Raw genomic sequence first — 24224 nt, 5'->3', positions numbered from 1 at the left:
ATCACCTCTCGGGGCTGACCGAGCATGCTTAAGGGCAGACGCGAGGACCAGGCGGTCGTCGACGGGCTGCTGGAGAGCGCGCGAGCGGGGCGCAGCGGCGCTCTCGTGATCTACGGTGATCCGGGCATCGGCAAGAGCGCTCTGCTGAGAAGCGCCTCCGAACGGGCCACCGATCTGCGCGTGCTCCGCAGCGTCGGGGTGGAGACCGAGGCCGAGCTCCCGTTCGCGGCGCTGCACCAGTTGCTGCGGCCGGAGCTGGCTCGCGCGGAGGCGCTGCCCGAGCGCCAGGCGCTCGCGCTGAAAGGCGCGCTCGGCCTCGGTGCGGCCGCGGGCGAGGACCGTTTCCTCATCGGACTCGGGACGCTGTCCCTGTTGTCGGAGATCGCCGAGGACGGCCCGCTGCTCTGCCTGGTGGACGACGCGCACTGGCTGGACCGGGCCTCCGCGGACGCGCTGGTCTTCGCGGCCAGGCGGCTCGACGCCGAGGGAGTCGTCCTGCTCTTCGCCGCACGTGACGGGTTCAACGCGCAGGGCCTGCCGGAGCGCCGGCTCGGCCCGCTCGACGCGGAGTCGGCGGCCGAGCTGCTGACCGAACGCGACCCGCACCTGGCGGAGAGCCTCAGAAACCGGGTCCTGGCCGAGAGCTGCGGCAACCCGCTCGCGTTGATCGAGCTGCCGCGCACCGCCGACCCGTTCACTCCGATGCCGCTGCCGCGCCGGATCCAGGAGGCGTACGCGACCCGCATCGCGCGACTGCCGGACGGAGCCCAGCTGATGATCCTGCTCGCCGCCGTCGAGGACACCGGCGACCTGGGCACCGTACTCCGGGCGGCCGAACGGCTCGGGATCGGCGCCGAGTCTCTCGGTACGGCCGAGCGGGCCGGCTTCCTCACGGCCGGCGGCGGCCGCACCTTCGCCGACGCTGGCGGCGTCACTTTCGCGCACCCGCTCATGCGGGCCGCCGCCGTCCATTCGGCCGCCTTCGACCGGCGGCTGGTCGCGCACCGGGCGCTGGCCGACGTACTGGACGACCAGGACGACAGGCGGGCCTGGCACCTGGCCGCGGTCGCCCTGGGGCCCGACGAGCAGGTGGCCATCGCGCTGGAACGCGCCGCGGAACGGGCCAGGACACGGCACGGCCACGCGGCGGCGGCGGCCGCGCTCGAACGCGCCGCCGAACTCACCACCGACCCGGGATCGCTGGCCAGACGGCTGACGGAGGCGGCTGTGGCCGCCGCGGACGCGGGGTTGCCCGACCGGACCCAGGCACTGGCGGAAAGGGCCGCCCGCCTCGTCGACGACCCGCGCTCCATCGCCAGGCTCGCCGGGCTCCGCGCCAGGGTCGCCTTCGAACGCGGCTCCGTCCACACCGCCCACGACATTCTGCTCGCCGGCGCGAGCCGGGTCGCGGAGCTGGACCCGGTCGCCGCCGGTCTCATGCTCATCGACGCGGGACGCAACGCCTGGCAGCTCAGCGACCCGCGGCGGGTCGAGGAGGCCGCCGTACGGCTCCGCCGCCTGCCGCTGCGCGAGGAGGACGGTCTGGACTCCGCCGTGGACGCGGTCGAGGCGGCCGCCGAGTCGCTCGGCCACGGTCCGGCCAGAGCGCTGCCCGGCATGCGCCCGCTGGTGCTCGACGCGCGCGGTATCGAGCGCGGCTCCTACGGTCTGCGGGTCAACGGCGCGTTCGTGGCCGGGCTGGTGGGCGAGTTCGAGGCGCAGCGGGAGATCTCGGCGGCGCTGGTCGAGGAGTGCGGTGCGCTCGGCATGACCGGCTGGCTGCCGCTCGCGCACGTGACGCTGGCCGCGTCCGCGGTCTATCTCGGCCGGTTCACCGACGCCAAGGCCGATGCCGCGGAGGGGCTGCGGATCGCCAGGGACTTCGGCCAGCCGCACCGGACCGGCTACCTGGAGGGCATGCTGGCCTGGATCGCCGCCGTCGAGGGCGACGACGCCAGGTGCGCGGAGCTGGCCGCGCGCTGTGCCGAGCATTTCGCCGTGACCGGCATCGCCAACGGCGTGGCCTGGTCGGAGTGGGCCCAGGCGATGCTCGATCTGAGCCGTGGCCGCCACACGCAGGCGCTGGACCGGCTGGAGTCCGCCCTCGCCGGGCCGGTACGCCACCAGATCCAGGCCGTCTACTTCGCTGCCGACCAGGTCGAGGCGGCCGTCCGCGCGGGACTGCCGGACCGGGCGAAGGAGCCGCTCGAACGGCTGGCGGAATGGGCCGGCGCGGCCCGGCTCGACTGGGCCGACGCGGTGCTGGCCCGCTGCCACGCGCTCGTCGAGCCGGGCGACGAGCTTTTCTCCGCCGCGCTGAAGCCACACGGCCGGCCCTTGGAACACGCCAGGACCGAACTGGTGTACGGCGAATGGCTCCGCCGCGAGCGGCGCAAGCGCGACGCGCGTACCAAACTGCGTGCCGCGCTGGAGACGTTCCAGCGGCTCGGCGCCGCCCCGTGGGCCGAGCGGGCCGCGGCCGAACTCCGCGCCGCCGGGGAGGTCATCGCCGCTCCCGCCGCCTTCGACAAGCTGGCCGACCTGTCGCCGCAGGAGCTGCAGATCGTCCGGCTGGCCATGACGGGCCTGACGAACCGGGAGATCGGCGCCCGGCTCTTCGTCAGCCCCAAGACCGTCAGCTACCACCTTTACCGGGCCTTCCCCAAGCTCGGCGTCTCCTCCCGGGTGGAGCTGGCCAGGCTGGACCTAGGAGCGGCGTAGCGCGGGCGCCACGGCGGCGGCGACCGCGAGCGCCACGCATCCGGCGATCACCGCGCCGACCGCCGGCCAGGGCACACTGATCGCGATCGGCCCGGCGATCTGCACCAGCGAGCTCCAGAGCCCGCCCAGGCTGATCGCCGCGACGGCGGCGGCCAGCAGCACGCCGATGGCCACGACCAGGAGCGCCTCGCCGGCGACGTACCTCACCACCTGACCACGAGTCGCGCCGAGCAGTCGCAGCGACGCCCGCTCCGAAGTCCGATCGGAAGCCGCCATCAGCAGGATGTTGACCAGCGAGATCGCGGTGTAGGCGAGGATGATGCCGAGCACCACCAGGAGCCCGAGGCGGCTGGCGGAGCCGCGCCGGTCGCCCGTCTCGCTCACCCAGGCGTCCTTGGTGAGCGCCCGCGCGTTGTGCCCCTGCGTGGACCGCCGCAGAGCGGACTCCACATCCCGCGCCGAGGCTCCTGGCCGCAGCTTCACATAGGCCGTGGTCACCGGCGCGGAGAAGGCGTGTGCCGTGGTGACGTAGGAGTCGGACGGCGCGTTCGGGGCGAGCAGCGCGACCACCTTGAGCGAGATCTCGCTGCCGTCGGCCCGCCACAGCTTCGCGCTCTCGCCGAGTTCGAGTTCCCACGTCTCCGAGACCGCGATGGTCCGGTCGTTCAGCTGAGCCAGGGAGCCCTTGGTCACCGGGATGTCGAGCATGCTCCCGAACCGGGCCGGGTCCACGGCCTCGGTAGGCCGCTGGATCAGCGCGGTCTTGCCCTCAAGGGTGTACATACTGGTCGGGGCCGTGGTCGCGATCTCCACCTCGCGGATGGCCCGCAGCCGCTCGACGAGTTGCCGATCCAGTCCTACGGATCCTTCGGGGAGCACCAGGTAGTCGGCCCGTACGGGTGCCGCCTGCATCGCGGTCTTGGCCGCGTCGGTCATCGCGGCCGCGCCGAGCAGCGCGGCGGCCAGTCCCACCGCCACCAGGACCGGTGCCGCCGTCGCCGCGGTCTGCCTGACGGAGGTGGCCGCGGCGGCGGGCACCAAGGTGGCGCCCGCGCCACGAAGGCGGCTCAGCGGTACGGCGAGCAGCCTGGCGACCGGTCGCACGACGACCGGGGCGAGCAGGCCGACGCCCGCCACGAGCAGCATAAGGATCGGCATGAACGACTTGTTGTTGGTGGCGCCCTGCGGATCGCTCACGGCGTTCACCGCCATGCTGATCAGCGCGGCGGTGAACAGCCCCACGCCGACGAGCAGGCGCCCCCAGGTCATCACCCGAGGCTCGATCGCGGCCTCGCGCATGGCCTCCGCCGGGTGCACCCGACCGGCCCGCCTGGCCGCGACGCTCACGCCTGCCAGCGCGACCACCACGCTCACGGCGAAGGCCGTGACCGCTGGCCAGGTCTGCCTGCTCGGCACCAGCCAGGCAGGCGCCATCCCGAGGCCGACCAGCCAATCCAGAATCGGCCCCGCGGCGTACGGCCCGGCCAGCGCCCCCAGCGCGGAGGCGGCCACGGCGACGAATCCGGCCTCTGCGTACACCATGCGCCGCACCTGGCGGCGGGTCGCGCCGACGGTCCGCAACAGCGCGAACTCGCGCCGCCGCTGCGCCACCGCGAACGCGAACGTCGACGACACCACGAAGACGGCGATGAACACGGCGAATCCGGCGGCGATGCCGACGATCGTATTGGCGTTGTTACGGGCCCGCTCGTCACCCTCGCGGTTGGGGTCCATCAGCGCCCGCTCCTGCCCGGTGAGCACGGGTACGCCGCTCGGCCTCGTCCACAGGGCGAGCGCGTCGATGCGCGGAGACAGCCTGGCGGCCTGGTCGTCGGTGAAGAACACGGTGGGCGGGCCGTCCGTCACACCCACCACGGTGTACGGCTTCGTCCCCGACCGCGTGATCACACTCACCTTGTCGCCCGCCCGGGCTCCCGCGCTCACCACGATTTCCCGCGCGGTCCGCGGCGCCCGGCCTTCGACCAGCCGCTGCGGCGCCGTACGGGACGCCGACCAGGGCCGGCCCACCGCGTCCTGTCCCCCCTCACCCTGCCCCTGGCCGCTCGCGACCTGCGCGGGGAAGATCCGGTCGACGACCGCGTCAGGAAAGCGGGCGGCCAGCTCGGCGGTCAGGCCGTGTCTCTCCGCCAGCGGCCGGCTCTGCTCTCCCTGCCACGTGTCCACCCGCAACCGCTCGTCGGGCACGACCACGTACGGCGCGGCGGCGTAACGCTGCGGGGCGCGGTCAGGAGAGTCCACAGTGGTGGCCAGCACCTGACCCATCGCGGCGATCAGGGCGGTGCCGAGCGCGAGTGCGAGGAATGTGCCGACGAAGGAGACCAGGCGAGTACGCAGGGTGTGCCACGCGATGTTCAGCACGACTCCTCCAGCATCAGCATGCGGGCCGAGACGGCCTCAGCCGTGGGGTCGAGCAGCTGGCCGCAGATCCGGCCGTCCGCGAGGAACAGGACCCGGTCCGCGTACGCCGCCGCGGCCGGGTCGTGGGTGACCATCACGACCGTCTGCGCATGCCGGTCCACCAGCGAGCGCAGCAGCCTCAGCACGTCCCGGCTGGTGTTGGTGTCCAGCGCGCCGGTCGGCTCGTCGCCGAAGAGCACGGCGGGCCTGGCGACCAGCGCCCTGGCGATGGCCACGCGCTGCTGCTGGCCGCCGGACAGCTCGGCGGGCCGGTGCCCGGCCCGCTCCGCCAGACCGACCGCGTCCAGGCTCTGCCGTACCAGCTCACGGTCCACCCTGCGGCCCGCCAGCTTCAACGGCAGCGCCACGTTCTGCTCCGCGGTCAGGGAGGGCAGCAGATTGAACGACTGGAACACGAATCCGATGCGGTCGCGGCGCAGCAAGGTCAGCTTCCGCTCCGTCAGCCGGGTCAGGTCCCTGCCGTCCACCATGATCCGCCCCGACGTGGGCTTGTCCAGGCCGGCCGCACACTGCAACAACGTGGACTTGCCCGAGCCGGACGGCCCCATCACGGCGGTGAAGGTGCCCCGGCCGAACCCGACGCTCACGTTGTCGAGCGCGGTGACACCGTGCGCGTAGTGCTTCGTGACCGCCGTCAACTCAACCGCGGAGTCCAAGGCTTCCATGAGTTTCACGATCAGAACGCTAGGGACGCCGGCCCGCCCGCGGTATCGGACAAGTGACTAGGACCAGACCTCCGCCGCGTTGTTCCCTTCGCCAGGAGCAGGTGCTTGGCGGCCGATTGGGTGCGACCCATGCGTTCATTTTGATCACACATGAGTTCATCTGGAGCCAACGGAGGGCACCAAGTCGGAACGAACAAACCGACCAAAGGGGACATTCAATGCCCAAAGCGATCATCCCCATCGTGTTCGCCCTTGCGATTACCGTGATGCCTCCCGCGGCGGCCGGCGCACGCACGCACCTGGACGTGAACGAACAGGACCGGACCTTCCTCCGGCAGGCACACCAAGGCAACCTGGCCGAGATCCAGGCCGGACAGGCCGCCCAGGACATGGGCGCCGGCAAGGCGGTCCGGGAGCTGGGCGCCAAACTGGTCAGCGATCACACCAAGATGGACGACGACGTGAGCCGGGTCGCCAAGCAGGTAGGGGTGGACCTGCCCGACAAGCCGAGCGAGGTCCAGCGCCGCCAGCTCGGGGAGCTGGCCGCCAAGAGCGGCGAAGCATTCGACCGAGCATGGCTGGCCGCGCAGATCGCCGGACACCGCCAGAGTCTCGCCAACGGCGCCAAGGAACTGCGGAAGGGATCCTCGCCGGAGGTGAAGCAGCTCGCCACCGATGCCAAGCCCATCGTCCAGACACACCTGGACCTGCTGATGGAAGCCAAGGGCGGCACCTGAGGCGATCAGCTGTAGGTCCGAGCGCGTCAAAGGTCCAGGATGACGTCCTCACGTGGCCGGGAGCAGCAGATGAGCGCGTCGCCTTCGGCGGGTGCGTCGAGTGGCTCGGGCGAGTAGTCGACGCTTCCGGCCAGCAGGCCGCTCTCACAGTTGTGGCAGACGCCGGTGCGGCATGACCAGCGGGTGGGCACGTCACAGGCTTCGGCGAGCTCCAGCAGGCTCGTGTACGCGGTACTCCAGCTCACCGTCAGCCCGCTGCGCGCGAAGGAGACCGCGGGCCCGTCGCCTGGCGGACCCGCGGGCGGGTGCACGGGAGTCACCGAGGCGCCCGTGACACCGGGCGTCAGAGACGGGCCGGCGCCGAAGATCTCCGTACGGACATGGGAGGGAGCGAGCGCGGAGGCGGCGAGCGCGACCGGGAGGTCCCGCATGAGCGCGGGAGGGCCGCACACGTACGTGTCGGCGCCGCGTGGCAGGCCGAGACCGCAGAGCAGGTCGAGGGAGAGCCGGCCCCTGGAGTGGTAGTCGACGCCCTGCCGGTCGCCGGGGGCCGGGCGGCTGTAGCAGACGTGCCGGTGCGCGTTCGCCAGCCGGCCGAGCAGGTCGCGGCTCTCGTCGGCGAAAGGGTGCTCGGTGCCGTCTCGAGCGCCGTACAGCCACCAGACCTCACGAGGGGATCGCTCGGCGGCGAGCGTGTGCAGCATGGCCATCACGGGGGTGGCGCCGATGCCCGCCGAGATGAGGACAACGGGACCGTCACCGGCCACGAGGGTGAAGGCGCCTCGCGGGGCCGCGCACTCGAGAACATCTCCGGTACGCAGATGGGCACGCAGGTATCCGCTGGCCGCCCCGTGCGGCTCCTGCTTGATGCTGAGGCGATACTCCCCGCCGCCCGGCGGGCCGGACAGCGAGTAACTGCGGATGAGCGACGGCCCGCCGCCCTCGGATGGCACCCGAACGGTGAGAAACTGGCCCGGCAACGCGGCAGGAAGCAGGCCGCCGCCGGGCGCGCCAGAACTCGGGTCGCCGTCGGAGGCGGCAGGGAGCGGCGCTCCGTCGGAGGCGGCAGGACGCAGGTCACCGCCGAGCGCGGCAGAACGCGGGTCACCGCCGAGTGCGGCCAGCGTCACGGAGAACACGCTGGCGCTCTCCGCCTCGATCCGCCTCACCCGGAGCGGCCGGAACCCCGGCCAGGCCGGCGGCGGAGAGACGGCGGGGGCCAGCCCCGCGTTGCCGCCCGCCGCGCCGGAAGCGCCGTCGGCCTGGTCGAGCAGCGCCTGCAACGACGTTCTCCAGCCGGGGCTGAGAGCGGGAATGCGCAGCGCCCGCGCGAGCTGCCGACGGGAGTGGCCCGGCAGGTACAGCAGCGCGTCGATGTCGGCGACCGTCACCCCCTCGGGACCGGAGGCGACCTTGACGAACTCCTGCCCCGCCTCCACCCGGCCCTCGACGAGGACTTTCAGGTAGAACCCCGGCCGCCGGTGGGACACCAGCAACGCGGCCATCTGGGGCTCGCCCATCCGCAACCCCACCCGGTAGCAGGTGACCCGCGGCTGGGTGACCTCGAACAGCGCCTCGCCCACCTGGAACCGGTCTCCGATACACACCTCGTCGTCCGGCAGCCCGTCGACGGTGAAGTTCTCCCCGAACTGCCCGTAGGCGAAGTCGTCGCGGCCGAGGTGCTCCTGCCAGTGGCGGTAGGAGTCGAGCTGGTAGACCAGGACGGCACGGTACTCACCGCCATGCCCGGCCAGATCCCCCTGGCCGTCCCCGTCGACGTTGAGCCGCCGCACCATCCGCGGGCCGGCGACGGCGTACTTCCACACGCCGGTATGCACCGTCTTGCCCTGCCAGGCGACGTCCTGCGGAAGACCCACGTTGACCGATACCAGCCGCGCCATGCGTCCCTCCTCGCGTCAGGGTCCGTGCAGGGGGCGTGGACTACCGAACATACAGAACGAATAGCAACAAAACGGTCAGGTACTGTTCGCCGGAACGGAGGGCGGTGCATTGCCTACCATTAAATTATTAGTTAACTTTCCTTTATGAAGTCGCGCCCCCTAGCCGCGCTCACATTGGCCGCGGCCACCCTCATCACCGCATTCAGTTTCGCCTCGCCCGCACAGGCCGAAATACCCGGCTATGTCAAGCAGGGCACCTACGGCTGGCCCGACCAATGCGCCGGGATCGGCTACAACGGTCAGACCAACCACACCTGGCGCCAGTACTACTGCGAAACCGTCATCCCGACCAACTGGAACGCCCCGGGCCTTTACTACCTGTGGGTGCAGTACTAAAACAGCAGCTCTAGGCCGGATCGGCACCGTCAGCGAAGTGCGCCAGAACCATCTCGACCAGTGCGGCCACGTCGGCGTCGACCATCGGCTCGCCGGTCATGCCCATCCGGTGGAGCAAGGTCCCGACGACGACGTCAATGAAGAACAGGACCCGATTCTCCGGCTCGCCCAGCGCTTTCTGGAGCGCGAGCCGGTACGGGTCCTGCAACCGCGCGGACAGCGTCTCGCGTACGGCCGGATCACTGACGGCGTCACTGAACACGCCCGCGAACGCGTCGCCCACCCCGGGCTCGCCGATCTTCGCCGCGATCCAGTGGATGGCCGAGGACATGAGCTCGGCCCGACCGGCCCCCACCAGCGGCACCGGGCCGAACGCGTCCAGGAGGCAGTCCACGATCAGCGCGCCCTTCGACGGCCAGCGACGGTAGATCGTCGTCTTCGCGACGCCGGCCGCGGCGGCGATGCGGTCGACGGTGGCACTCGCGTACCCGAGCTCATGCACCGTGCTCAGCGTCGCGGCGAAGACCACGTCGTTGAGGCCGGCTCGCGGGCGACCGGGTGGCCTGGCGGAGGTGGTCGTTCGGGTCATGCTCACACGATAGCCCCTTGCGCTACTATCGGTATCGATACTTGCCGTAGCGAAATCAGGGGGACAGATGAGCGAGCTCACCGGTACGGAGCGGCCGCCGCTGGGCATCCGGTTGATGCATGCCCTGCAGAAGGAGCCGGACTGGTCAGCGATGACGGCCGAGGAGTTGGTCACCCTCCGCGACACGGTGAACCGCAAGCGGGCCTCCCGCCTGGCGCGGCTGATCACCGGGTTTCCTGACCGCGGCGCCACGATCCAGTGGCAAGAGGTGGCGCTGCCCGACCGCCGGCTCCGGGTCCGGGTGTACCGGCCCTCGCCCGGGCACGGCGGCGAAGGCCTGCCACTTGTACTCCACGTGCACGGAGGCGGGTTCGTGGGTACGGCCGTGCAGAGCGACTGGGTGAACAGTCACCTCGCCGCCCAGTTGCCCGCGGTCGTCGTCTCGGTCGAGCACCGCCTCCTCGACCTGGATACTCCGCTGTCGGCGGCCGTCGACGACGGCTGGGACGTACTCCGGCACGTGGTGCGGCATGCCGCGCAGTGGGGAATCGACCCGGCACGGACCGCCGTCTTCGGTGAGAGCACCGGGTCGATGGTCACCGCGCTGGCCGCGATCCGGGCCAGGGAGTCCGGCCTGCCCTTGCGGGCGCAAGTGCTGGCCAACTCCCCTGTCGACCTGACCTCGGCGGGATTCGACCACGCCTCGATGCGCCAGTACGCCAACAGCCCGGCCCTCACCCTGACGCAGATGCGGTTCTTCCAGCAGCTCGCCGTTCCGCCGGGAACGGATCCTCGCGCGTTGTCGCCGCTGTACGCCGACGACCTGAGCGGGCTGGCCCCAGCGCTCGTGGTGGTGCCGACCATCGATCCGGTGGCCGATCACGGCCGCTGCTACGCCGAGCGACTGCGGGCGGCCGGGACGCCCGCGCGGCTCACCGAATATCCGGGAGCGACGCACGCGTTCCTCAGCATGCCGGGCGTGGTGCCGCAGGCCAAGGCCGCGCGGGCGGAGATCGTCGAGTTCCTCCGCGATGCCTTCGCCGGGTGACGGGCTCGGCTGAGACCGGCAGCAGCCGCTCGTACGCCTCCTCGGCCCGCGCCCGGTCGTCGCCGCCGCCGCCGCAAAGAACGCAAGCGCGCCGCCTCTCCGGCAAAACGTATATAGGTGCCTTTCAGCTAATTGCCAGAGGTTCGTCTTCGGGACCACCTCGCCCACGGGTAAAGTTATAGTCAAATTTTTGGAGCGAGTTGCAACGCCCTGACCTGCGGATATATCGCTCGTAGACTCGATGGGGCGCCTGCTCTTGGTCAATTCTTTGCCAATACGTGTGGGCGCGCTGAGGGAGCTACTACCGTTATGCGTGGGCATTAAAAAAGGGCCCAGCCCCCTCTCGCGAAGGGGACCGGGCCCTCGATGCCCAGCCGGGCCTGAGCCCATCACCAGGTACCTGTTTTCTCTGGTTCCAGAGTACCGACTGATGGGGCTGGAGACTTCCCTCCCTCAGGTCCGGCGTCATCCATTCGATCGGCTTTGGAGGCGCTGGTGAGCAATTTCTCCTTGTTTGTGCAGGTCCCTAGTGAATGGGGCAAGCATGTGGGGGTTCTCGTGATCATGATCGTGATCATCATTGCGGTGACGCTCGGTGTAGACATGGCCGACCTGCCATTCCGGGTCTGACCCACAGCTGGGAAGCTCAACTCCCCCGCGCCCGCCAAATGGGTGTGGGGGCGTCTGCATGCCACGGAAGCTGCGGGTGTCCCAGTGAGCTACAGATGTTCCTTCGCGGCGCTGGAGGCGGTGGGATATGTGTCATCTTCCCCGGTCGGCCTGACGAGGCTGTCGATCATGTTCATTCCGCTCCTGAGGCTAACCCGTCGCGCCATCAGGTCGCGTCACGGCGACCACACTCACGAGCCGTTCCAGGCCGTCAAAGTCCTTGGGGTTCGCGGTGAACAAGGGCAGCTCGTTACTGGCGGCTGTCGCGGCGATCATCAAGTCGGCGGTCCGGCTTCGTGGCTGTCGGCCCTGCGCGTACACGACAGCACAGATCTGCCCGAACATGCGGGCGGCGTCGGCGTCGTACGGCAGTGGGTCACCAAATGCCGCTTCGGCATACTGGAGCACCGCGACCCTTCCCGCGCGCCTGACCGGATCATCCGTGGCGTATGGGCCACGCGACAGCTCGCCAAGCGTGACGGCGGTGATCGCTGACTCCGCGGGCAGTTCGGCGGGATCAAAGAGCTTGAAGGCGGCCACGATGCTGGTGTCGAGAACGCCCCGCTCATGCCGGGTCACAGGCCGGTCCCGCCGAACGGATCGCGTAGCTCGTCATCGATCATCGTGTCCAGATCAGCCCGTACCTCGTCCCAGTCAATAGCCGGGGCGGTGGCGAAAACGGCCTGCGCCTCAGCTGTGGGAACGAACCGGCGGCGCTTGATCGGCTTCACTTCGGCCAGCGGCTCGCCGTTGATCGTCAGTATGTATCGCTTTCCCTCGCGAAGGCCGCGCGTGACGCTTCCAGAGTCGTTGACGAACTGGCGCACGCTCACCTCGGTCGGTCGAGGCATCGGAGCATCCATGGCTCAATTGTACCCCTACGTACCACGGCGTACTACGGAGTACATGGACAGGTAACCGGGATCCCGCCGGGCATGATCCACATACTGGCCGACCACACCCCGAGGGGGCGCAAAGCGGCCGATACCATGGCGCTTCAGCCGCCGGCGTACGTGCGAACGACCTGGAAAGGCGTGATCGAGATGCGGGTGCTTGTCTCGGTGGACATGGAGGGAATCGCCGGGGTGGTCGATGGCGATGATGTCATTCCCGGCCACAGCGAATACGAGCGCAACCGCAAACTGCTCACGGCGGAGGCCAGCGCAGCCGTCCGCGGCGTCCACGCCTACGAGGCAGGCGCCCAGGTGCTGGTCACCGAGGCCCACGCGCGTTTCCGCAATCTTCTCCCCGAACTGCTGGACCGGCGTGCCGAATTACTGCGTGGCGCGCCCAAACCCGGCGGAATGATGGCTGGACTGGCGGACAGTGTCGACGCGGTCGCGCTGCTGCACCCCGACGAGGCATGCGACAGGATCGAACAGGCGATACCCGAGGCATTGGCCGGCCGCGGCACCGTCCGTCCGCTGCGTTTCGACGGCCCGGTGCGGTTGGAAGTACAGGTGCACCGGCCGCGGATGACCGAGCACGCGCTGCTGGTGCCGGGAATGGAGCTCGAAGACGGCTGCACGCTGCGCTACGCGGCACCGGACTTCCCGACCGCGTACCAGGTCATTGAACTCATCGCCACGCTCGGCGCCGTCTGATATCGATCCGAGCCGATGAATATTCAGAGGTTACGGAGTGATCGGAGCTCGCTGATCACATCTGCTCCGGTGGGCGCGTGATCCGGGTCCACCAGCCACTGCAGCATCAGACCGGTCAGCAACGCGAGCGGCACGGAACCGCCGAGCCCTTCGCGTCCCTGGCGTTGCCCTTTGGCGAGGTGTTCACGTACCTCTGGTGATCGCTCGGCCTGCACTACGGCCTCGAGTTGGGCCACCCACAACGCCCGATGAGTGGTGAAGCTGTCGATCAGCGTCTGCCAGCGCTCTTCCGGCTCGTCGGACGGGGTGCGACGGGCGAGTTCGGCGCCGAGTTCGTCAACCGCCTCCACCAGGGCCTGGGTGAGCAGGGCATCTTTGGAGCCGAAGTGGTAGCCGATGGCGGCGTGACTCACTCCAGCGGCCGAGGCGATGTCCCGGACGGTCGTGCGAGCCCAGCCGCGTTCGATCAGGCATCGCTTGGCGCCGGCCAGCAGATCCTCTCGGTTTCCCATACGGCTCAGCATACCGAAGAACTTGACCAAACGGTCTATCCATTTGGTTTGACCAAATGGGCAAGACGCGTTTACGGTCATCTCCATGACCAAGACGACGGTTCTGATCTCGGGCGCCAGCGTGGCCGGGCCCGCCCTCGCCTACTTCCTGCACCGCGACGGGTACGAGGTGACCGTGATCGAGCGCGCCCCGCACCTGCGCGACAGCGGCTACGCGGTGGACTTCCGCGGCCAGGCACTCGGCGTACTGGAGGAGATGGGCATCCTCGCCGAGGTCCGGGCGCACGACACGAAGATGCGCGGCACCACGCTGGTGGGCGAGACCGGCGCCGAGGTCGGGCAACTGCCCGCGGAGGCGTTCGCCGGCGAGCTGGAGGTGCCCAAGCAGGAGCTGACCCGGATCCTGCACCGCATCACCGCGGACAACGTGACGTACGTGTTCGACGACTCCATCAGCGCGCTGACTCAGCACGAGTCCGGCGTCACGGTCGAGTTCGAGCGCGACACCACCCGCGACTTCGACCTTGTGATCGGCGCCGACGGCGTCTACTCCAAGGTCCGACGGCTGACCTTCGGCCCGCACGCCGACGCGCTGCGGCACCTGGGCCTTTCCGGAGCCGGGTTCAGCACACCCAACTACCTCGGGCTCGACCGCACCGGACTGCTCCAGCAGACCCCGAACACGGCGATTTACCTGTTCGGCCTCGACGCGGCGGCCCCTCTCACGGTCAGTCTTTCCTTCGCCACCACCTCCCCCGCGCTGGACCGCCGCGACCGCCAGGAACAGGAACAGGCCGTGCGGGCCGCCTTCGCCGAGCACGGCTGGGAGGCGCCCCGGCTGCTGAAGGCGATGAGCGAAGCCGACGACTTCTACTTCGGTTCCTCCTGTCAGGTCCACCTGGACCACTGGTCCCACGGCCGGGTCACGCTGGTCGGCGACGCGGGCTACTGCGCCGCGCCCACCAGCGGCATGGGCACCTCACAGGCACTGATCGGAGCATGGACGCTGGCCCGCAGCCTGGCCGAGGCGGACGGCGACCACACGACCGCCTTCGCCGCGTACGAGGCGGAACTGCGGCCTTATGTCACGGAGAACCAGGTGAAAGGCGGGCAAGCCGCGGCAATGTTCGGAGGGCACGCCACCTCGGCGGGCTCCGAACCGCACACAACTTAAACCGCCCCCGTCTGCCGACGACTCAAGCTCTGACCGGCGGCGTCGTCCACATTCGGCCAGGGAAAACGTGATCTTGACTGTCCATTCGTCGGCATGATCAGCTGGTCCTGCATTTCCAGTGGCCCAGTCCACCAGGTCGCGTCTGCGGGTGGACAAAATTGCTGCCCTGGCTGGTTAAGAATCATGTGCGGGCGGAGCCCGCGCCAAAGACAAACGCCCGGAGCGAAGCGGAGGCCCTTCAGGGGTCGCGGCTCCGGCGCGACCGGAGACAGCGCCTGAAGCCCTCAAGCGCGAAGCGCCCCGATGAAGCCCTTTGACGCGAAAACGGCGGCACCCACATCGGGTGCCGCCGCATCATGATCAACAGTGGAGGTGGCGGGAATCGAACCCGCGTCCTTCAACCCCAAGACAGGGCTTCTCCGGGCGCAGCCTGCTGTGCTTTTCTCAGCCCCGGCAATCACGCAGGCGTGTCGCCGACGGGCTCAGCCACTGTTTGATTTCCCGCTCTCCCCCGTGGCCGGGTTGAGCGGTTGAGCCTTCTAACGATGCCAGATCCCGGGCCGAAGGCACTCCCGGGCTGACAGTGGCTACGCTACTTAGGCAGCGAGGGCCAGGGAACCCTGGCCGACCACAGTGCGCTTAGAATTGGCACTTGTTGTTTGCGGTCACAGTGTTAACGAGGTTATGTCCGCAGTCCTCGGCCCGCTTCACCTGACTTGCAAAGTCGAAGTCGAAGCCAGTCACCCCCATGTGCAGTTGTCAACACGGCCCCGAAGAGCCGAGCAACATGACCTTACATGCTCCAACACCTGCGGCGTCAACTTGATTCCCTAGACGCCGAAACCCCCGGAAACGCGTAGGCGTTCCCGGGGGCCGACCGGCAGGGTCGAGCCGGTCCGGACGGCAGGACTTCCCCCGAGATGAAGTCCTGAACTCATCACGGCGACTGCACCCGCAACCCCCCGAGCGGGGCAGTCACTGAGTAAGACGCAGCCGGCCGCCCGAACGGTTGCCTAGAGTGACAAGGAATCACTTAGCGTCGCGCAGGCCGGAGAAGAAGTCGCCCGCGACGGCCGCGGGGTCGTAGTTCTTGGCCATGACGGCTATCGCCACGTCACCCTGCCAGCCCACGAACCAGCCCATCCGCTTCTCCTGGTCGCCCGCGGCCGTCACGCCGTAGACCTGGCCGCGGCCGGCCTGGGCGGGCGAGCCGGTGGCGCCGGCGAGCATCATGCCGGTCAGTGCCGTGCGCACCTTGGGGTCGACGGCCACAGGTTGCGGCGGCTTGACCGCGACCGTCTCCGTCGAGGGGTCGGGCGTCTTGGGGTCGGTCACCAGCACCGGCGGGTGCCAGGTGCCCGAGGCGATCGCCCCCGCGACGAGGGCCATGCTGAGCGGGCTGACCTCGACGTTCTGGCCCGCGATGGCCCTGGCCTTGTCGGCGTCGCTGGTCAACTCGGGCAGCGAGCCGCTGAACGACTTGAGCGGCAGCCGCCAGTCCTTCCCGATGCCGAGTGCCTCGGCACTCTTTTTCAGGGCCGTGGCGTCGACGCGCCGGGCGAGCGAGGCCAGGGCGGTGACGCAGCCCTTGGCGAAGTTGTCCTTGAACGTCGGGGAGGCGCCGATGACCTGGCTCGCCGTCACGAAGTGCGCGCCGCCCACCGTGCGCTCGGCCGGGCAGGCGAGCTTCTGCTTGGTCTTCATCCCGGCTGTGAGCAGCGCGTCGGCGGCCACGATCGAGAAGGCGGTGCCGGCCGGGAACTTGCCGGCGAGGGCGTCCTTCTCCTGGTTGAGGCCCTTCGTGCCCACCGCTAGGATCTCGCCGGTCGACCGGTCGACCGCTACCAGCGCGCTGGTCTCCGCCTGCGCCACGGCGGCTTCGGCGGCGCGCTGCTTGGCGCTGTCGATCGTGGTGCGTACGGGTACGTTCTTGCGGCCGGGCCACTCCTTGAGCTGCGCGACCTCGTTGTCGGTCTTGATGTCGAGGATGATCACCCTGGTCTGCGTGGATCCGGTGAGGTAGTCCTGATAGGCCCGCTGAAGCCCGCTCTGTCCGTAGGAGTCGCCCGCCCGCTGCGGGCCGCCGAGTTTCTGCTCGGTCTCCGGGGTCAGCGCGCTGACCTTTCCGACGATGTCCTTGGGGTCGTCGGGCGCGACAGGCTGCTTCTGCTGCTGGATGGAGAGCTGCGGGATCTTGTCGAGCTTGTCCTTCAGCTCCCGGTAGCGTACGGCGCCGAAGTTGGCGAGCTGGACGAACTGCTTCGGCGGCGACGACCTGATCCGGCTCAGCAGCCGGTCCTGGGCGAACCCGGTGATCGCCGAGAGCTGCTCAACAACCTCCTCCGCCTGGTCACCGAGCTGCGACGGGGTGACGCGGACCACGTAGAGGAACTGGGGGCGCTGCAGCGGCGTGCCGTTGCGGTCGACGACCGATTGGCGGGGGTTCGGGTCGGTGGACACGGCGAACCGCTGGCCGTCCTTCAACTGCGGGTGCAGCACGGAAGGCGACCAGCGCACCTTCCACCGGCCGTTCACCAGGTGCAGCGGGAGTACGCCGTCGTAGCCCCAGAGGGGGTTGTTCTCCCCCAGGTCGACCTCGGCGCGGAAGTCGGCCCGCGTCTGGTCGCCGGCCAGGCTGATGCTTTTGATCTTGAATCGGAACGAGGCCGCGTCGAGCTCCGCTTTCGCGTCCGACAGCGCCTTGCGTACGGTCGCCCGGTCACCGTCGGTACGGCCGGCGGCCAGGTCGTAGTCCTCCGACTGCCAGCCCACCAGGAAGTCCCGCACGGCATCGTGCGGGGAGGACTCCTCGAAGCAGGCGGTCAGCGACATGCTCGCGACGGCCAGCGTGACGGTCGCGGCCAGGCCGCGGCGTACGCGGCCCAGGCGTACGGGACGGCTCATCGGTTGCGGTGCCGCACTGCCCGGGCCATCTCGCGCTTGGCCTGCTGCTCCGCCAGCGTCTGCCGCTTGTCCCAGTCCTTCTTACCGCGGGCGATGCCGATCTCGATCTTGGCCCGGCCGTCCTTGAAGTAGAGCGACAGCGGCACGATCGTCAGCCCGCCCTCCTTGGTCTTGGCGGCGAGCTTGTCGATCTCCTTGCGGTGGAGCAGGAGCTTGCGCTTGCGACGGGCGGCGTGGTTCGTCCACGTCCCCTGGGTGTATTCGGGGATGTGGACGTTCAGCAACCACGCTTCGCCATCATCGATGGAGGCGTAGCCGTCGGTGAGGGACGCCCGTCCCTCGCGCAACGATTTCACCTCGGTGCCCTGCAGCACGAGTCCCGCCTCGAAGGTGTCCTCGACGTGGTAGTCGTGCCGGGCACGTTTGTTCTGGGCGACGACCTTCCGCCCGGTCTCACGTGGCATGCTCCGACCTTACCGGCGATTCGTCAGACCCTGAGGTAGCGGCGGAGCGTGACGAACGATGCCAGCACACAGATGAACACACCGATCACCATGGTCAGCGTGATCACCGAGGCCACCGAGTCCCAGCCGAGCTGACTGCCGAACGCGAAATAACGCGCGATCTCCTCGAACAGGAAGACCTTCGCGACGATCAGCATCACGGCGGCGATCACCCCGCCCATCAGCCCGGAGATCACGCCCTCCATGACGAAGGGCAGCTGGATATAGAGGTTCGACGCCCCCACCAGCCGCATGATCCCGGTTTCTCGACGGCGGTTGAAGGCCGACAGCCGGACGGTGTTGCCGATCAGCAACGCCGCCGCCAGCACAAGGACGATGGCCACCGCCAGCGCACCGGATCTGAGCTTGTCGAGCAGCCCGAAGAACTGGTTGACCAGGTCCTTCTGGTTCGTCACCTGCGACACGCCGGGCTTGCCCTGCAGCGCCTGCACTATCGGTTGATAGTTGTTGGGGTCCTTCAGCTTGACGCGGAAGGACGTGGGCATGTCGTCGACCTTGGTCGCTTCGACGAGCAGCTTGTTGGCGGCATAGGACTTCTGGAAGTTGGCGTAGGCGTCGGCCTGGTTCTCGTAGATGACCTGTTCGACGCCGGCCATGCCCTGGATCTCGCCCTGGAGTTCCTTGGTCTGCTGGGCGCTGATCGGCTTGCCCTTGCAGCTGGGCATGGTGGGGTTCTTGCCGCACAAGAAGACCGATACCTCGACCTTGTCGTACCAGAAGCCCTGCATCATCGTGACCTGGGCGTTGATCATCAGGCCGATGCCCAGCATCGCCATGCCGACGGCCACGGTGATGACCACCGCGATCGTCATGGTGAGGTTGCGACGGAGGCCGATCCAGACCTCGGAGAAGATGAAGTTCGCCCGCATGTTCTGTCTACTGCTCCCTGTCAGTACGCCTGGCCGTACACGCCACGCGACTGGTCGCGGACGATCTTGCCGTCCTCCAGCTCCACGACACGCTTGCGCATGGAGTCGACGATGGCCGCGTCGTGCGTGGCCATGACGACCGTAGTGCCAGTCCTGTTGATCCGGTCGAGCACCTTCATGATGCCGATGCTCGTCGCGGGGTCGATGTTGCCCGTCGGCTCGTCGGCCAGCAGGATCATGGGCCGGTTGACGAAGGCGCGGGCCATGGCGACGCGCTGCTGCTCGCCGCCTGACAGCTCGTCGGGCATCCGGTGGGCCTTGCCTTCCAGGCCGACCAGCTCGATGACCTCGGGCACCACCTTGCGGATGAACCGCCGTGGTTTACCGATGACCTCGAGCGCGAACGCCACATTCTCGTAGACGTTCTTGTTCGGGAGCAGCCTGAAGTCCTGGAACACGCAGCCGATGCGGCGGCGCAGGTGCGGCACCTTGAAGTTGGACAGGCGGGCCAGATCCTTGCCGGCGACGTGAATCGCCCCGGAGTTGGGCCGCTCCTCCTTCAGAACCAGACGCAGGAAGGTGGACTTGCCTGATCCCGAAGGACCGACGAGGAACACGAACTCGCCCTTGTCCACGTCAACGGAGACATGGTCGAGAGCGGGCCGGTTCTGGTTCGTGTAGACCTTGGTGACATTATCGAAATGGATCACGAGAGCATCACGGCATGCCAGTCTAGGGGTCAGGACGGAAGCGAGGGTGGCACATGCCCACTTCCCGCCACACGCCTATCGGGGGCGGCTTTCTTTACTGATGATCGACGTTCCGATTGGCCAGAGCACAGTCTAGGGGGAAGACTGGCATGGAACGTCCATAACGGAAACAAAACGATTGTGCGGCTAGACTTGGGGCTGACATGAGTTGCCAACACCTCGTATGCGCGCAGTGCGCCCACCCCGTGATCGAGGGCCGCTGCCCCCTGTGCCGTGCCAACCGCGAGCGGATGCACAACCACGGCTTCGCCGGGCTGTCACCCGCCCTTATCCTGCTACTGCTGGTCGTGCTGCTCTTCCTGGCCCTGGTGCTCAAGCACCTAAGCGGGCTCTGATTCCTGCCGGCGCATCCAGCGGATCTCCGACTCGATGAACTCATCGATGTCGCCGTCGAGAACGGCGGTCGGGTTGCCCGCCTCCGTGCCCGTGCGCAGATCCTTCACGATCTGGTAGGGGTGCAGCACATAGTTGCGGATCTGCGTGCCCCATGACGTGGTCGAGGCGCCCCGCAGCTCGGACATGCGCTCAGCCTCCTCCTGCCGCTTGCGTTCCAGCAGCTTGGCCTGCAGCACGTTCATCGCCGAGGCGCGGTTCTGGAGCTGCGAGCGCTCGTTCTGGCAGGAGACCACGATGCCGGTCGGCAGGTGGGTGATGCGAACCGCCGAGTCGGTCGTGTTGACGCCCTGGCCGCCGGGTCCCGACGAGCGGTAGACGTCGATGCGGAGCTCGTCCTCGTTGATGTCGATGTGGTCGGTCTGCTCGACCACCGGCACGATGTCGACCCCGGCGAACGAGGTCTGGCGGCGGCCCTGGTTGTCGAACGGGCTGATGCGGACCAGACGGTGGGTGCCGTGCTCGCCACGAAGCGTGCCGTAGGCGTAGGGGGACTTGATCGTGAAGGTGGCCGACTTGATGCCGGCCTCTTCCGCGTAGGAGGTGTCGTAGACCTCGGTCGGGAAGCCCTTGCGCTCGGCCCACCGCAAGTACATCCGCAGCAGCATCTCCGCCCAGTCGGCGGCGTCGACGCCACCGGCCTGCGAGTTGATGGTGAGCAGCGCCTCGCGCGCGTCGTAGGGGCCGGACAGCAGGGTGCGGACCTCCAGCGCGCCGATGTCGGACCGGAGCGAGGCCAGCTCCTTGTCGGCCTCGGTCCTGGTGTCCTCGTCGCCCTCCTCGGCGGCCAGCTCGTAGAGGACGCTGAGGTCGTCGAGGCGGCGCACCAGCCCTTCGACGCGGTTGAGCTCACCCTGCATGTGCGAGAGCTTGCTGGTGACCTTCTGGGCCTGCTCAGGGTCATCCCACAGGTCGGGCGCGGCTACCTGCCCCTCCAGCTCCTCGATCTGCTTGCGCATGGCGCCGAGGTCGAGCACGTCCTGGATGCTCCGCAGGGTGCCCGCGAGCTCGTTGATCTCTTCTGCTGGATCGATACCTGCCACGTTTCCTTAGGGTACGCGACCCTCGCGGGCCCGAATAACATGGCCACGTGCGTAGTTACGGTCGGCGGAAGGTGCTGGCGCTCGCCGCCGGCCTGCTGGCCGCGGCGGTCGGCTGCTCGGCCGCGCCACAACCCGAGCCCAGTCAGGTGGCGGCGACCACGGCGAAGTCCGTGACCCCGACGCCCTCGGCGGAGACCCCGCTGATCACGCCGGCCGACGCGGCCAAGGCGTTCGCCACGTTCACCGCCACGGACGACCTGCTGCGCGCCGGGGGCGACCTGCGGCTGGCAATGGAGCTGACCCGCGACGCGGAGGCGCAGCTCACCTCGTCCGCGTTCCTGTCGACGGGCAACCGGCCGCCGCGCTACACGTGGGGCGCGCCGACGCTGTTCGTCCCGCGGTTCAAGCAGAGTGAGACGGCGGTCTGGTTCACGGTGCTGGCCACGCGCAACGGCCATCCGACGCTGCTGACGTTCGCCAATGCCGACGCCAAGAGCGACGACTGGCGGCTCAGCTCGGCGACGCAGCTGCTGCCGGGGCAGGACCCGCCCCGCATCCAGCTCGACGCGGAGGGCTACGCGACGGTGCTGGCGCCCGACGACAAGAGCATCACCATCAGTCCGCAGTTCATGGGCCCGCTGCACGCCACGGTGGCGGAGGCGGGCGAGACGGGCGTGGCGGCCGGCCTGCTCGAACGGGGCCCCTACACCACGGACGTGGCGGAGCAGATCACCACCGACCGGGAACGCGCCAAGATCGGCGGGTTCAGCTACGACTCGATCTTCAGCGCCGGCGACTACCCGGTCTACGCGCTGCGCATGGTGGGCGGCGGGGCGCTGATCCAATACGCGATGACGCGCACGACGACGACCACGGTGGAGACGGACAAGGCGGATTTCGTCCCGGTGCCTGAGTCGGCCCGCTGGCTCTATCACAACGACAGGGCGCGCCGCTTCCTGAAGACGACGGAGATCAACCAGTACGCGACGGTCGTCCCACCGTCCGGCACCCCGACCCCGGCCGCCATCATCGCCCACACCGGCGCCCTCACCAAGGCCGTGGGCGGCGACCCCTAAACCCATTTCTTTCTTTTACGGCAGGCACGGTGGGCACCACCCGCCGTACGGGGCTGGGCCCTGTCCAGGGGCACGCTCCTCCGGTGGAGGCGGTTGAGCGCCGTTACGTGCGCATTCTTGGCCCCGGCCGTGGTCGTCCCTGACCCACCGCACGGAGCCGGGACACGCTGCTCCGGTGGAGATGGCCGAGCGCCGTGACGTGCGTTTTCTTGGCAATGGCCGGCCACAGTGGTGATGGCTACGCGTCGGTCTCTCGTAGGCGTTGGAGGGCCTTGTGGGAGGGGGTTCCGGGGGCGGCGGTGTAGAGGACCAGGCGTTGGTCCGCGCCGGCTATGGGGAGGAAGTCGCAGTCGAGTTCGATCGGGCCTGCGATGGGGTGGGTCATGTGCTTCGTCAGGGTGCGCTGGACCTCGATGTCACGGGTCGCCCACAGCTCGGCGAAAAGAGGGCTGCGCTCTTTCAGGTCGTCGACCAGGGATCTGATGTCGGCGTCCCCTGGGTAGCGGCCGGTGGCTCGGAGGTCGGCCACGCATTTGCGGGCGAGTTGGAGCTTGTCGGCCGGCGTGGCCTGATTGCCGAAGAGCCAGCGCAGCGTGTTGCGTTCTCGGGATGGCGTCTCTGACAGGTCGCCGATCAGGGCGACCAGCATGCGGTTCCAGGCGAGTACGTCATAGCCGGCGTTGATCACCATGGCCGGGACGTCAGTGAGGCGGTCCAGCAGGCGCCGGACGTTGGCGGGCACCTCGCGCGCGGGCTCGGGGCGGGCCGGGGAGTGGTCGGCCAACCGAAGCAGGTAGTCGTGCTCGTCGCCCGTCAGCCGCAACACCCGGCCGAGCGCGGTGAGAACCTGGTCCGACGGGTGCGGGCCGCGGCCCTGTTCCAGCCTGATGTAGTAGTCGACGGAGATGCCCGCCAGCAGCGCGACCTCCTCGCGGCGCAGCCCAGGGGTCTGCCGGCGCGGGCCGGGCGCCAGCCCCACCTCCGCGGGCTGGATCCGGCTCCTCCGGCTACGCAGAAAGCCGCCGAGTTCCTCCCTGTTCATCCCAACCATGATGACCCAGCCCGCCCAGGGCTGGTACCGCGAGTCCCAGCCCTGGCGGTGCCTACCCGCCCGATACGGCCCCGGATCAGCATGTCCGCATGACGATCCTGGTAACCGGGGCCCGCGGACACGTGGCCCGGAGTCTCATACGGCAGCTCCTGGCGGCCGGCCGGCAGGTCCGCGCCGCCAGCAAAGATCCCGCCGCCACCCACCTGCCCGCCGGCGTGGACGTGGTCGACGCGGGCAGTGCGGCACTCGCGCTGGCCGGCGTCGACCGGATGTTCCTCTACGCCGACCGGCAGGGGCTGGACGCCTTCCTGGCGAAGGCCCGCGAGGCCGGAGTGCGCCACGTCGTCCTCCTGTCGGCCGCTCTGGCGGACCCTGCGGCCACGGACGCGATCGCCCGCATGCACGGCGTGGCGGAAGAGTCGGTGACCGCCTCAGGGCTCTCCTGGACCGCCCTGCGGCCCGGCGCCTTCGCCACCAACACCCTCGGATGGGCGCCGGAGATCATCGCGGAAGGCAAGGTCACCAGTCCATTCCCTGATACCCACTCGGCCCCCATCCACGAAGCCGACATAGCCGAAATCGCACTGAAAGCCCTGACAGAAGATGGCCACGAGAACGCCGTCTACAAGTTGACCGGCCCCGATTCCCTCACCCAACGCGACCAGATGAACACGATCGCGCGAGTGATCGGCAAGCCGATCGAGTGGCGCCTACAGGACTTGGAAGCCCACCGCCAGACTCTGTCCCGCTGGGGCTCACCGGAAGTAGTGGATTCACTCGTCCAAAACTCCATAGCGGCCATAAACACCCCAGAAACGCCATCAACCACATTCACCGACCTAACCGGCAAACCCCCAAGAACCTTTGCCCAGTGGACAGAAGACCACAAGCACGCCTTCACGACCACGAACTAACCAGGGGCCGAGAAGGCCCCCGACGGGGCGCAAGACGCGATCATGGCCGGGGTCAAGAACACGCACGTCACGGCGCTCAGCCACCTCCACCGGAGAGGCGCGCCCCTGGACGGGGGCCGGCTTTGCGCGGCGGGTGGGCGCTGCCCGCGGCCGGGGCCAAGAAGACGCACGTCACGGCGCCCAGCCACCTCCACCGGAGGAGCGTGCCCCTGGACAGGCCCCAGC

General features: G+C 68.9%; 23 protein-coding genes and 1 other RNA gene. 10 read left to right on the top strand and 14 right to left on the bottom strand.

The genetic code is table 11. The features are described 5' to 3' along the window. Positions 1 to 24 precede the first annotated feature (24 nt). Entirely contained in the window at positions 25 to 2721 is a 2697-nt protein-coding gene (locus AB0C30_RS26925; RefSeq protein ID WP_357949250.1) for a LuxR family transcriptional regulator, read from the top strand. Here the strand turns inward: AB0C30_RS26925 and AB0C30_RS26920 are convergent. Both AB0C30_RS26920 and AB0C30_RS26915 read right to left on the bottom strand, forming a co-directional pair. Then, entirely contained in the window at positions 2707 to 5100 is a 2394-nt protein-coding gene (locus AB0C30_RS26920) for an ABC transporter permease (RefSeq protein ID WP_357949247.1), read from the bottom strand. The two genes, AB0C30_RS26925 and AB0C30_RS26920, sit on opposite strands and share 15 nt — an antisense overlap. Beyond that, the gene (locus tag AB0C30_RS26915) at positions 5094 to 5825 is read right to left on the bottom strand and encodes an ABC transporter ATP-binding protein (protein ID WP_357949499.1); all 732 of its coding nucleotides are present in this window, start codon (positions 5823 to 5825) and stop codon (positions 5094 to 5096) included. The genes AB0C30_RS26920 and AB0C30_RS26915 overlap by 7 nt, the downstream gene beginning before the upstream one ends. A 218-nt stretch (positions 5826 to 6043) precedes the next feature. On the opposite strand from AB0C30_RS26915, the gene AB0C30_RS26910 reads away from it, so the two are divergent. Then, positions 6044 to 6562 (top strand): DUF4142 domain-containing protein, encoded by a 519-nt coding sequence (locus AB0C30_RS26910; protein ID WP_357949245.1) that lies wholly within the window; start codon positions 6044 to 6046, stop codon positions 6560 to 6562. Between the two features lie 26 nt (positions 6563 to 6588). On the opposite strand, the gene AB0C30_RS26905 is transcribed toward AB0C30_RS26910, so the two are convergent. Continuing rightward, entirely contained in the window at positions 6589 to 8463 is a 1875-nt protein-coding gene (locus tag AB0C30_RS26905; protein ID WP_357949243.1) for an MOSC and FAD-binding oxidoreductase domain-containing protein, read from the bottom strand. Positions 8464 to 8607: 144 nt separating this feature from the next. Between AB0C30_RS26905 and AB0C30_RS26900 the strand changes: the two genes are divergently transcribed. Continuing rightward, positions 8608 to 8859 (top strand): hypothetical protein, encoded by a 252-nt coding sequence (locus AB0C30_RS26900; RefSeq protein WP_357949241.1) that lies wholly within the window; start codon positions 8608 to 8610, stop codon positions 8857 to 8859. Positions 8860 to 8869: 10 nt separating this feature from the next. Here the strand turns inward: AB0C30_RS26900 and AB0C30_RS26895 are convergent, their stop codons facing one another. Then, on the bottom strand, positions 8870 to 9448 hold the full coding sequence (locus AB0C30_RS26895; protein WP_357949238.1) for a TetR/AcrR family transcriptional regulator: 579 nt from the start codon (positions 9446 to 9448) through the stop codon (positions 8870 to 8872). A 67-nt stretch (positions 9449 to 9515) separates the two neighbouring features. Between AB0C30_RS26895 and AB0C30_RS26890 the strand changes: the two genes are divergently transcribed. Both AB0C30_RS26890 and AB0C30_RS26885 read left to right on the top strand, forming a co-directional pair. Next, a complete protein-coding gene (locus AB0C30_RS26890; RefSeq protein WP_357949235.1) occupies positions 9516 to 10496 on the top strand; it encodes an alpha/beta hydrolase in 981 nt (326 codons plus the stop codon). A gap of 495 nt (positions 10497 to 10991) precedes the next feature. Beyond that, positions 10992 to 11126, top strand: a complete 135-nt coding sequence (locus tag AB0C30_RS26885) for a hypothetical protein (RefSeq protein WP_357949232.1) — start codon at positions 10992 to 10994, stop codon at positions 11124 to 11126. Positions 11127 to 11315: 189 nt separating this feature from the next. Here AB0C30_RS26885 and AB0C30_RS26880 read toward each other — a convergent pair whose 3' ends face one another. Then, entirely contained in the window at positions 11316 to 11744 is a 429-nt protein-coding gene (locus AB0C30_RS26880; RefSeq protein WP_357949229.1) for a type II toxin-antitoxin system VapC family toxin, read from the bottom strand. After that, the gene (locus AB0C30_RS26875; protein WP_357949226.1) at positions 11741 to 12016 is read right to left on the bottom strand and encodes a hypothetical protein; all 276 of its coding nucleotides are present in this window, start codon (positions 12014 to 12016) and stop codon (positions 11741 to 11743) included. The genes AB0C30_RS26880 and AB0C30_RS26875 overlap by 4 nt, the downstream gene beginning before the upstream one ends. Positions 12017 to 12100: 84 nt before the next feature. On the opposite strand from AB0C30_RS26875, the gene AB0C30_RS26870 reads away from it, so the two are divergent. Beyond that, complete coding sequence (locus AB0C30_RS26870; protein WP_357949224.1) at positions 12101 to 12769, top strand: M55 family metallopeptidase; 669 nt, start codon at positions 12101 to 12103, stop codon at positions 12767 to 12769. Positions 12770 to 12792: 23 nt separating this feature from the next. Here the strand turns inward: AB0C30_RS26870 and AB0C30_RS26865 are convergent, their stop codons facing one another. Further along, complete coding sequence (locus AB0C30_RS26865) at positions 12793 to 13368, bottom strand: TetR family transcriptional regulator (RefSeq protein WP_357949221.1); 576 nt, start codon at positions 13366 to 13368, stop codon at positions 12793 to 12795. On the opposite strand from AB0C30_RS26865, the gene AB0C30_RS26860 reads away from it, so the two are divergent. Next, on the top strand, positions 13367 to 14455 hold the full coding sequence (locus AB0C30_RS26860; protein ID WP_357949218.1) for an FAD-dependent monooxygenase: 1089 nt from the start codon (positions 13367 to 13369) through the stop codon (positions 14453 to 14455). The two genes, AB0C30_RS26865 and AB0C30_RS26860, sit on opposite strands and share 2 nt — an antisense overlap. 364 nt (positions 14456 to 14819) lie before the next feature. On the opposite strand, the gene ssrA is transcribed toward AB0C30_RS26860, so the two are convergent. The 5 genes from ssrA to ftsE form a co-directional block, all read right to left on the bottom strand. Continuing rightward, positions 14820 to 15203: a transfer-messenger RNA gene (ssrA, locus tag AB0C30_RS26855) on the bottom strand. A 281-nt stretch (positions 15204 to 15484) separates the two neighbouring features. After that, positions 15485 to 17359: a penicillin-binding transpeptidase domain-containing protein gene (locus AB0C30_RS26850; protein ID WP_357949215.1), complete on the bottom strand. Its 1875-nt coding sequence runs from the start codon at positions 17357 to 17359 to the stop codon at positions 15485 to 15487. Then, complete coding sequence (gene smpB / locus AB0C30_RS26845; protein ID WP_357949212.1) at positions 17356 to 17823, bottom strand: SsrA-binding protein SmpB; 468 nt, start codon at positions 17821 to 17823, stop codon at positions 17356 to 17358. Before smpB ends, AB0C30_RS26850 begins: the two co-directional genes overlap by 4 nt. A 23-nt stretch (positions 17824 to 17846) precedes the next feature. After that, positions 17847 to 18752: a permease-like cell division protein FtsX gene (gene ftsX, locus AB0C30_RS26840; RefSeq protein ID WP_357949209.1), complete on the bottom strand. Its 906-nt coding sequence runs from the start codon at positions 18750 to 18752 to the stop codon at positions 17847 to 17849. A 20-nt stretch (positions 18753 to 18772) separates the two neighbouring features. Then, positions 18773 to 19462 carry a cell division ATP-binding protein FtsE gene (ftsE, locus tag AB0C30_RS26835; protein WP_049564761.1) on the bottom strand — a complete coding sequence of 230 codons (690 nt, stop codon included), beginning with the start codon at positions 19460 to 19462 and terminating at the stop codon, positions 18773 to 18775. A gap of 203 nt (positions 19463 to 19665) precedes the next feature. Here ftsE and AB0C30_RS26830 point away from each other — a divergent pair, with 203 nt between their 5' ends. Then, positions 19666 to 19857 carry a hypothetical protein gene (locus tag AB0C30_RS26830; RefSeq protein ID WP_225295827.1) on the top strand — a complete coding sequence of 64 codons (192 nt, stop codon included), beginning with the start codon at positions 19666 to 19668 and terminating at the stop codon, positions 19855 to 19857. Here AB0C30_RS26830 and prfB read toward each other — a convergent pair. Then, positions 19843 to 20958: a peptide chain release factor 2 gene (gene prfB / locus AB0C30_RS26825; protein WP_357949206.1), complete on the bottom strand. Its 1116-nt coding sequence runs from the start codon at positions 20956 to 20958 to the stop codon at positions 19843 to 19845. The genes AB0C30_RS26830 and prfB overlap by 15 nt on opposite strands. Positions 20959 to 21005: 47 nt before the next feature. Between prfB and AB0C30_RS26820 the strand changes: the two genes are divergently transcribed. Continuing rightward, entirely contained in the window at positions 21006 to 22034 is a 1029-nt protein-coding gene (locus AB0C30_RS26820) for a hypothetical protein (protein ID WP_357949203.1), read from the top strand. Between the two features lie 238 nt (positions 22035 to 22272). On the opposite strand, the gene AB0C30_RS26815 is transcribed toward AB0C30_RS26820, so the two are convergent. Beyond that, positions 22273 to 23076 carry a helix-turn-helix transcriptional regulator gene (locus AB0C30_RS26815; RefSeq protein WP_357949201.1) on the bottom strand — a complete coding sequence of 268 codons (804 nt, stop codon included), beginning with the start codon at positions 23074 to 23076 and terminating at the stop codon, positions 22273 to 22275. Positions 23077 to 23174: 98 nt separating this feature from the next. On the opposite strand from AB0C30_RS26815, the gene AB0C30_RS26810 reads away from it, so the two are divergent. Next, the gene (locus AB0C30_RS26810) at positions 23175 to 23999 is read left to right on the top strand and encodes an NAD(P)H-binding protein (protein WP_357949198.1); all 825 of its coding nucleotides are present in this window, start codon (positions 23175 to 23177) and stop codon (positions 23997 to 23999) included. Positions 24000 to 24224: the final 225 nt, after the last annotated feature.

The organism is Nonomuraea sp. NPDC048901 (genome assembly GCF_040649695.1).
GTDB lineage: Bacteria > Actinomycetota > Actinomycetes > Streptosporangiales > Streptosporangiaceae > Nonomuraea.
This window is presented reverse-complemented; position numbering and strand designations above follow the sequence as displayed.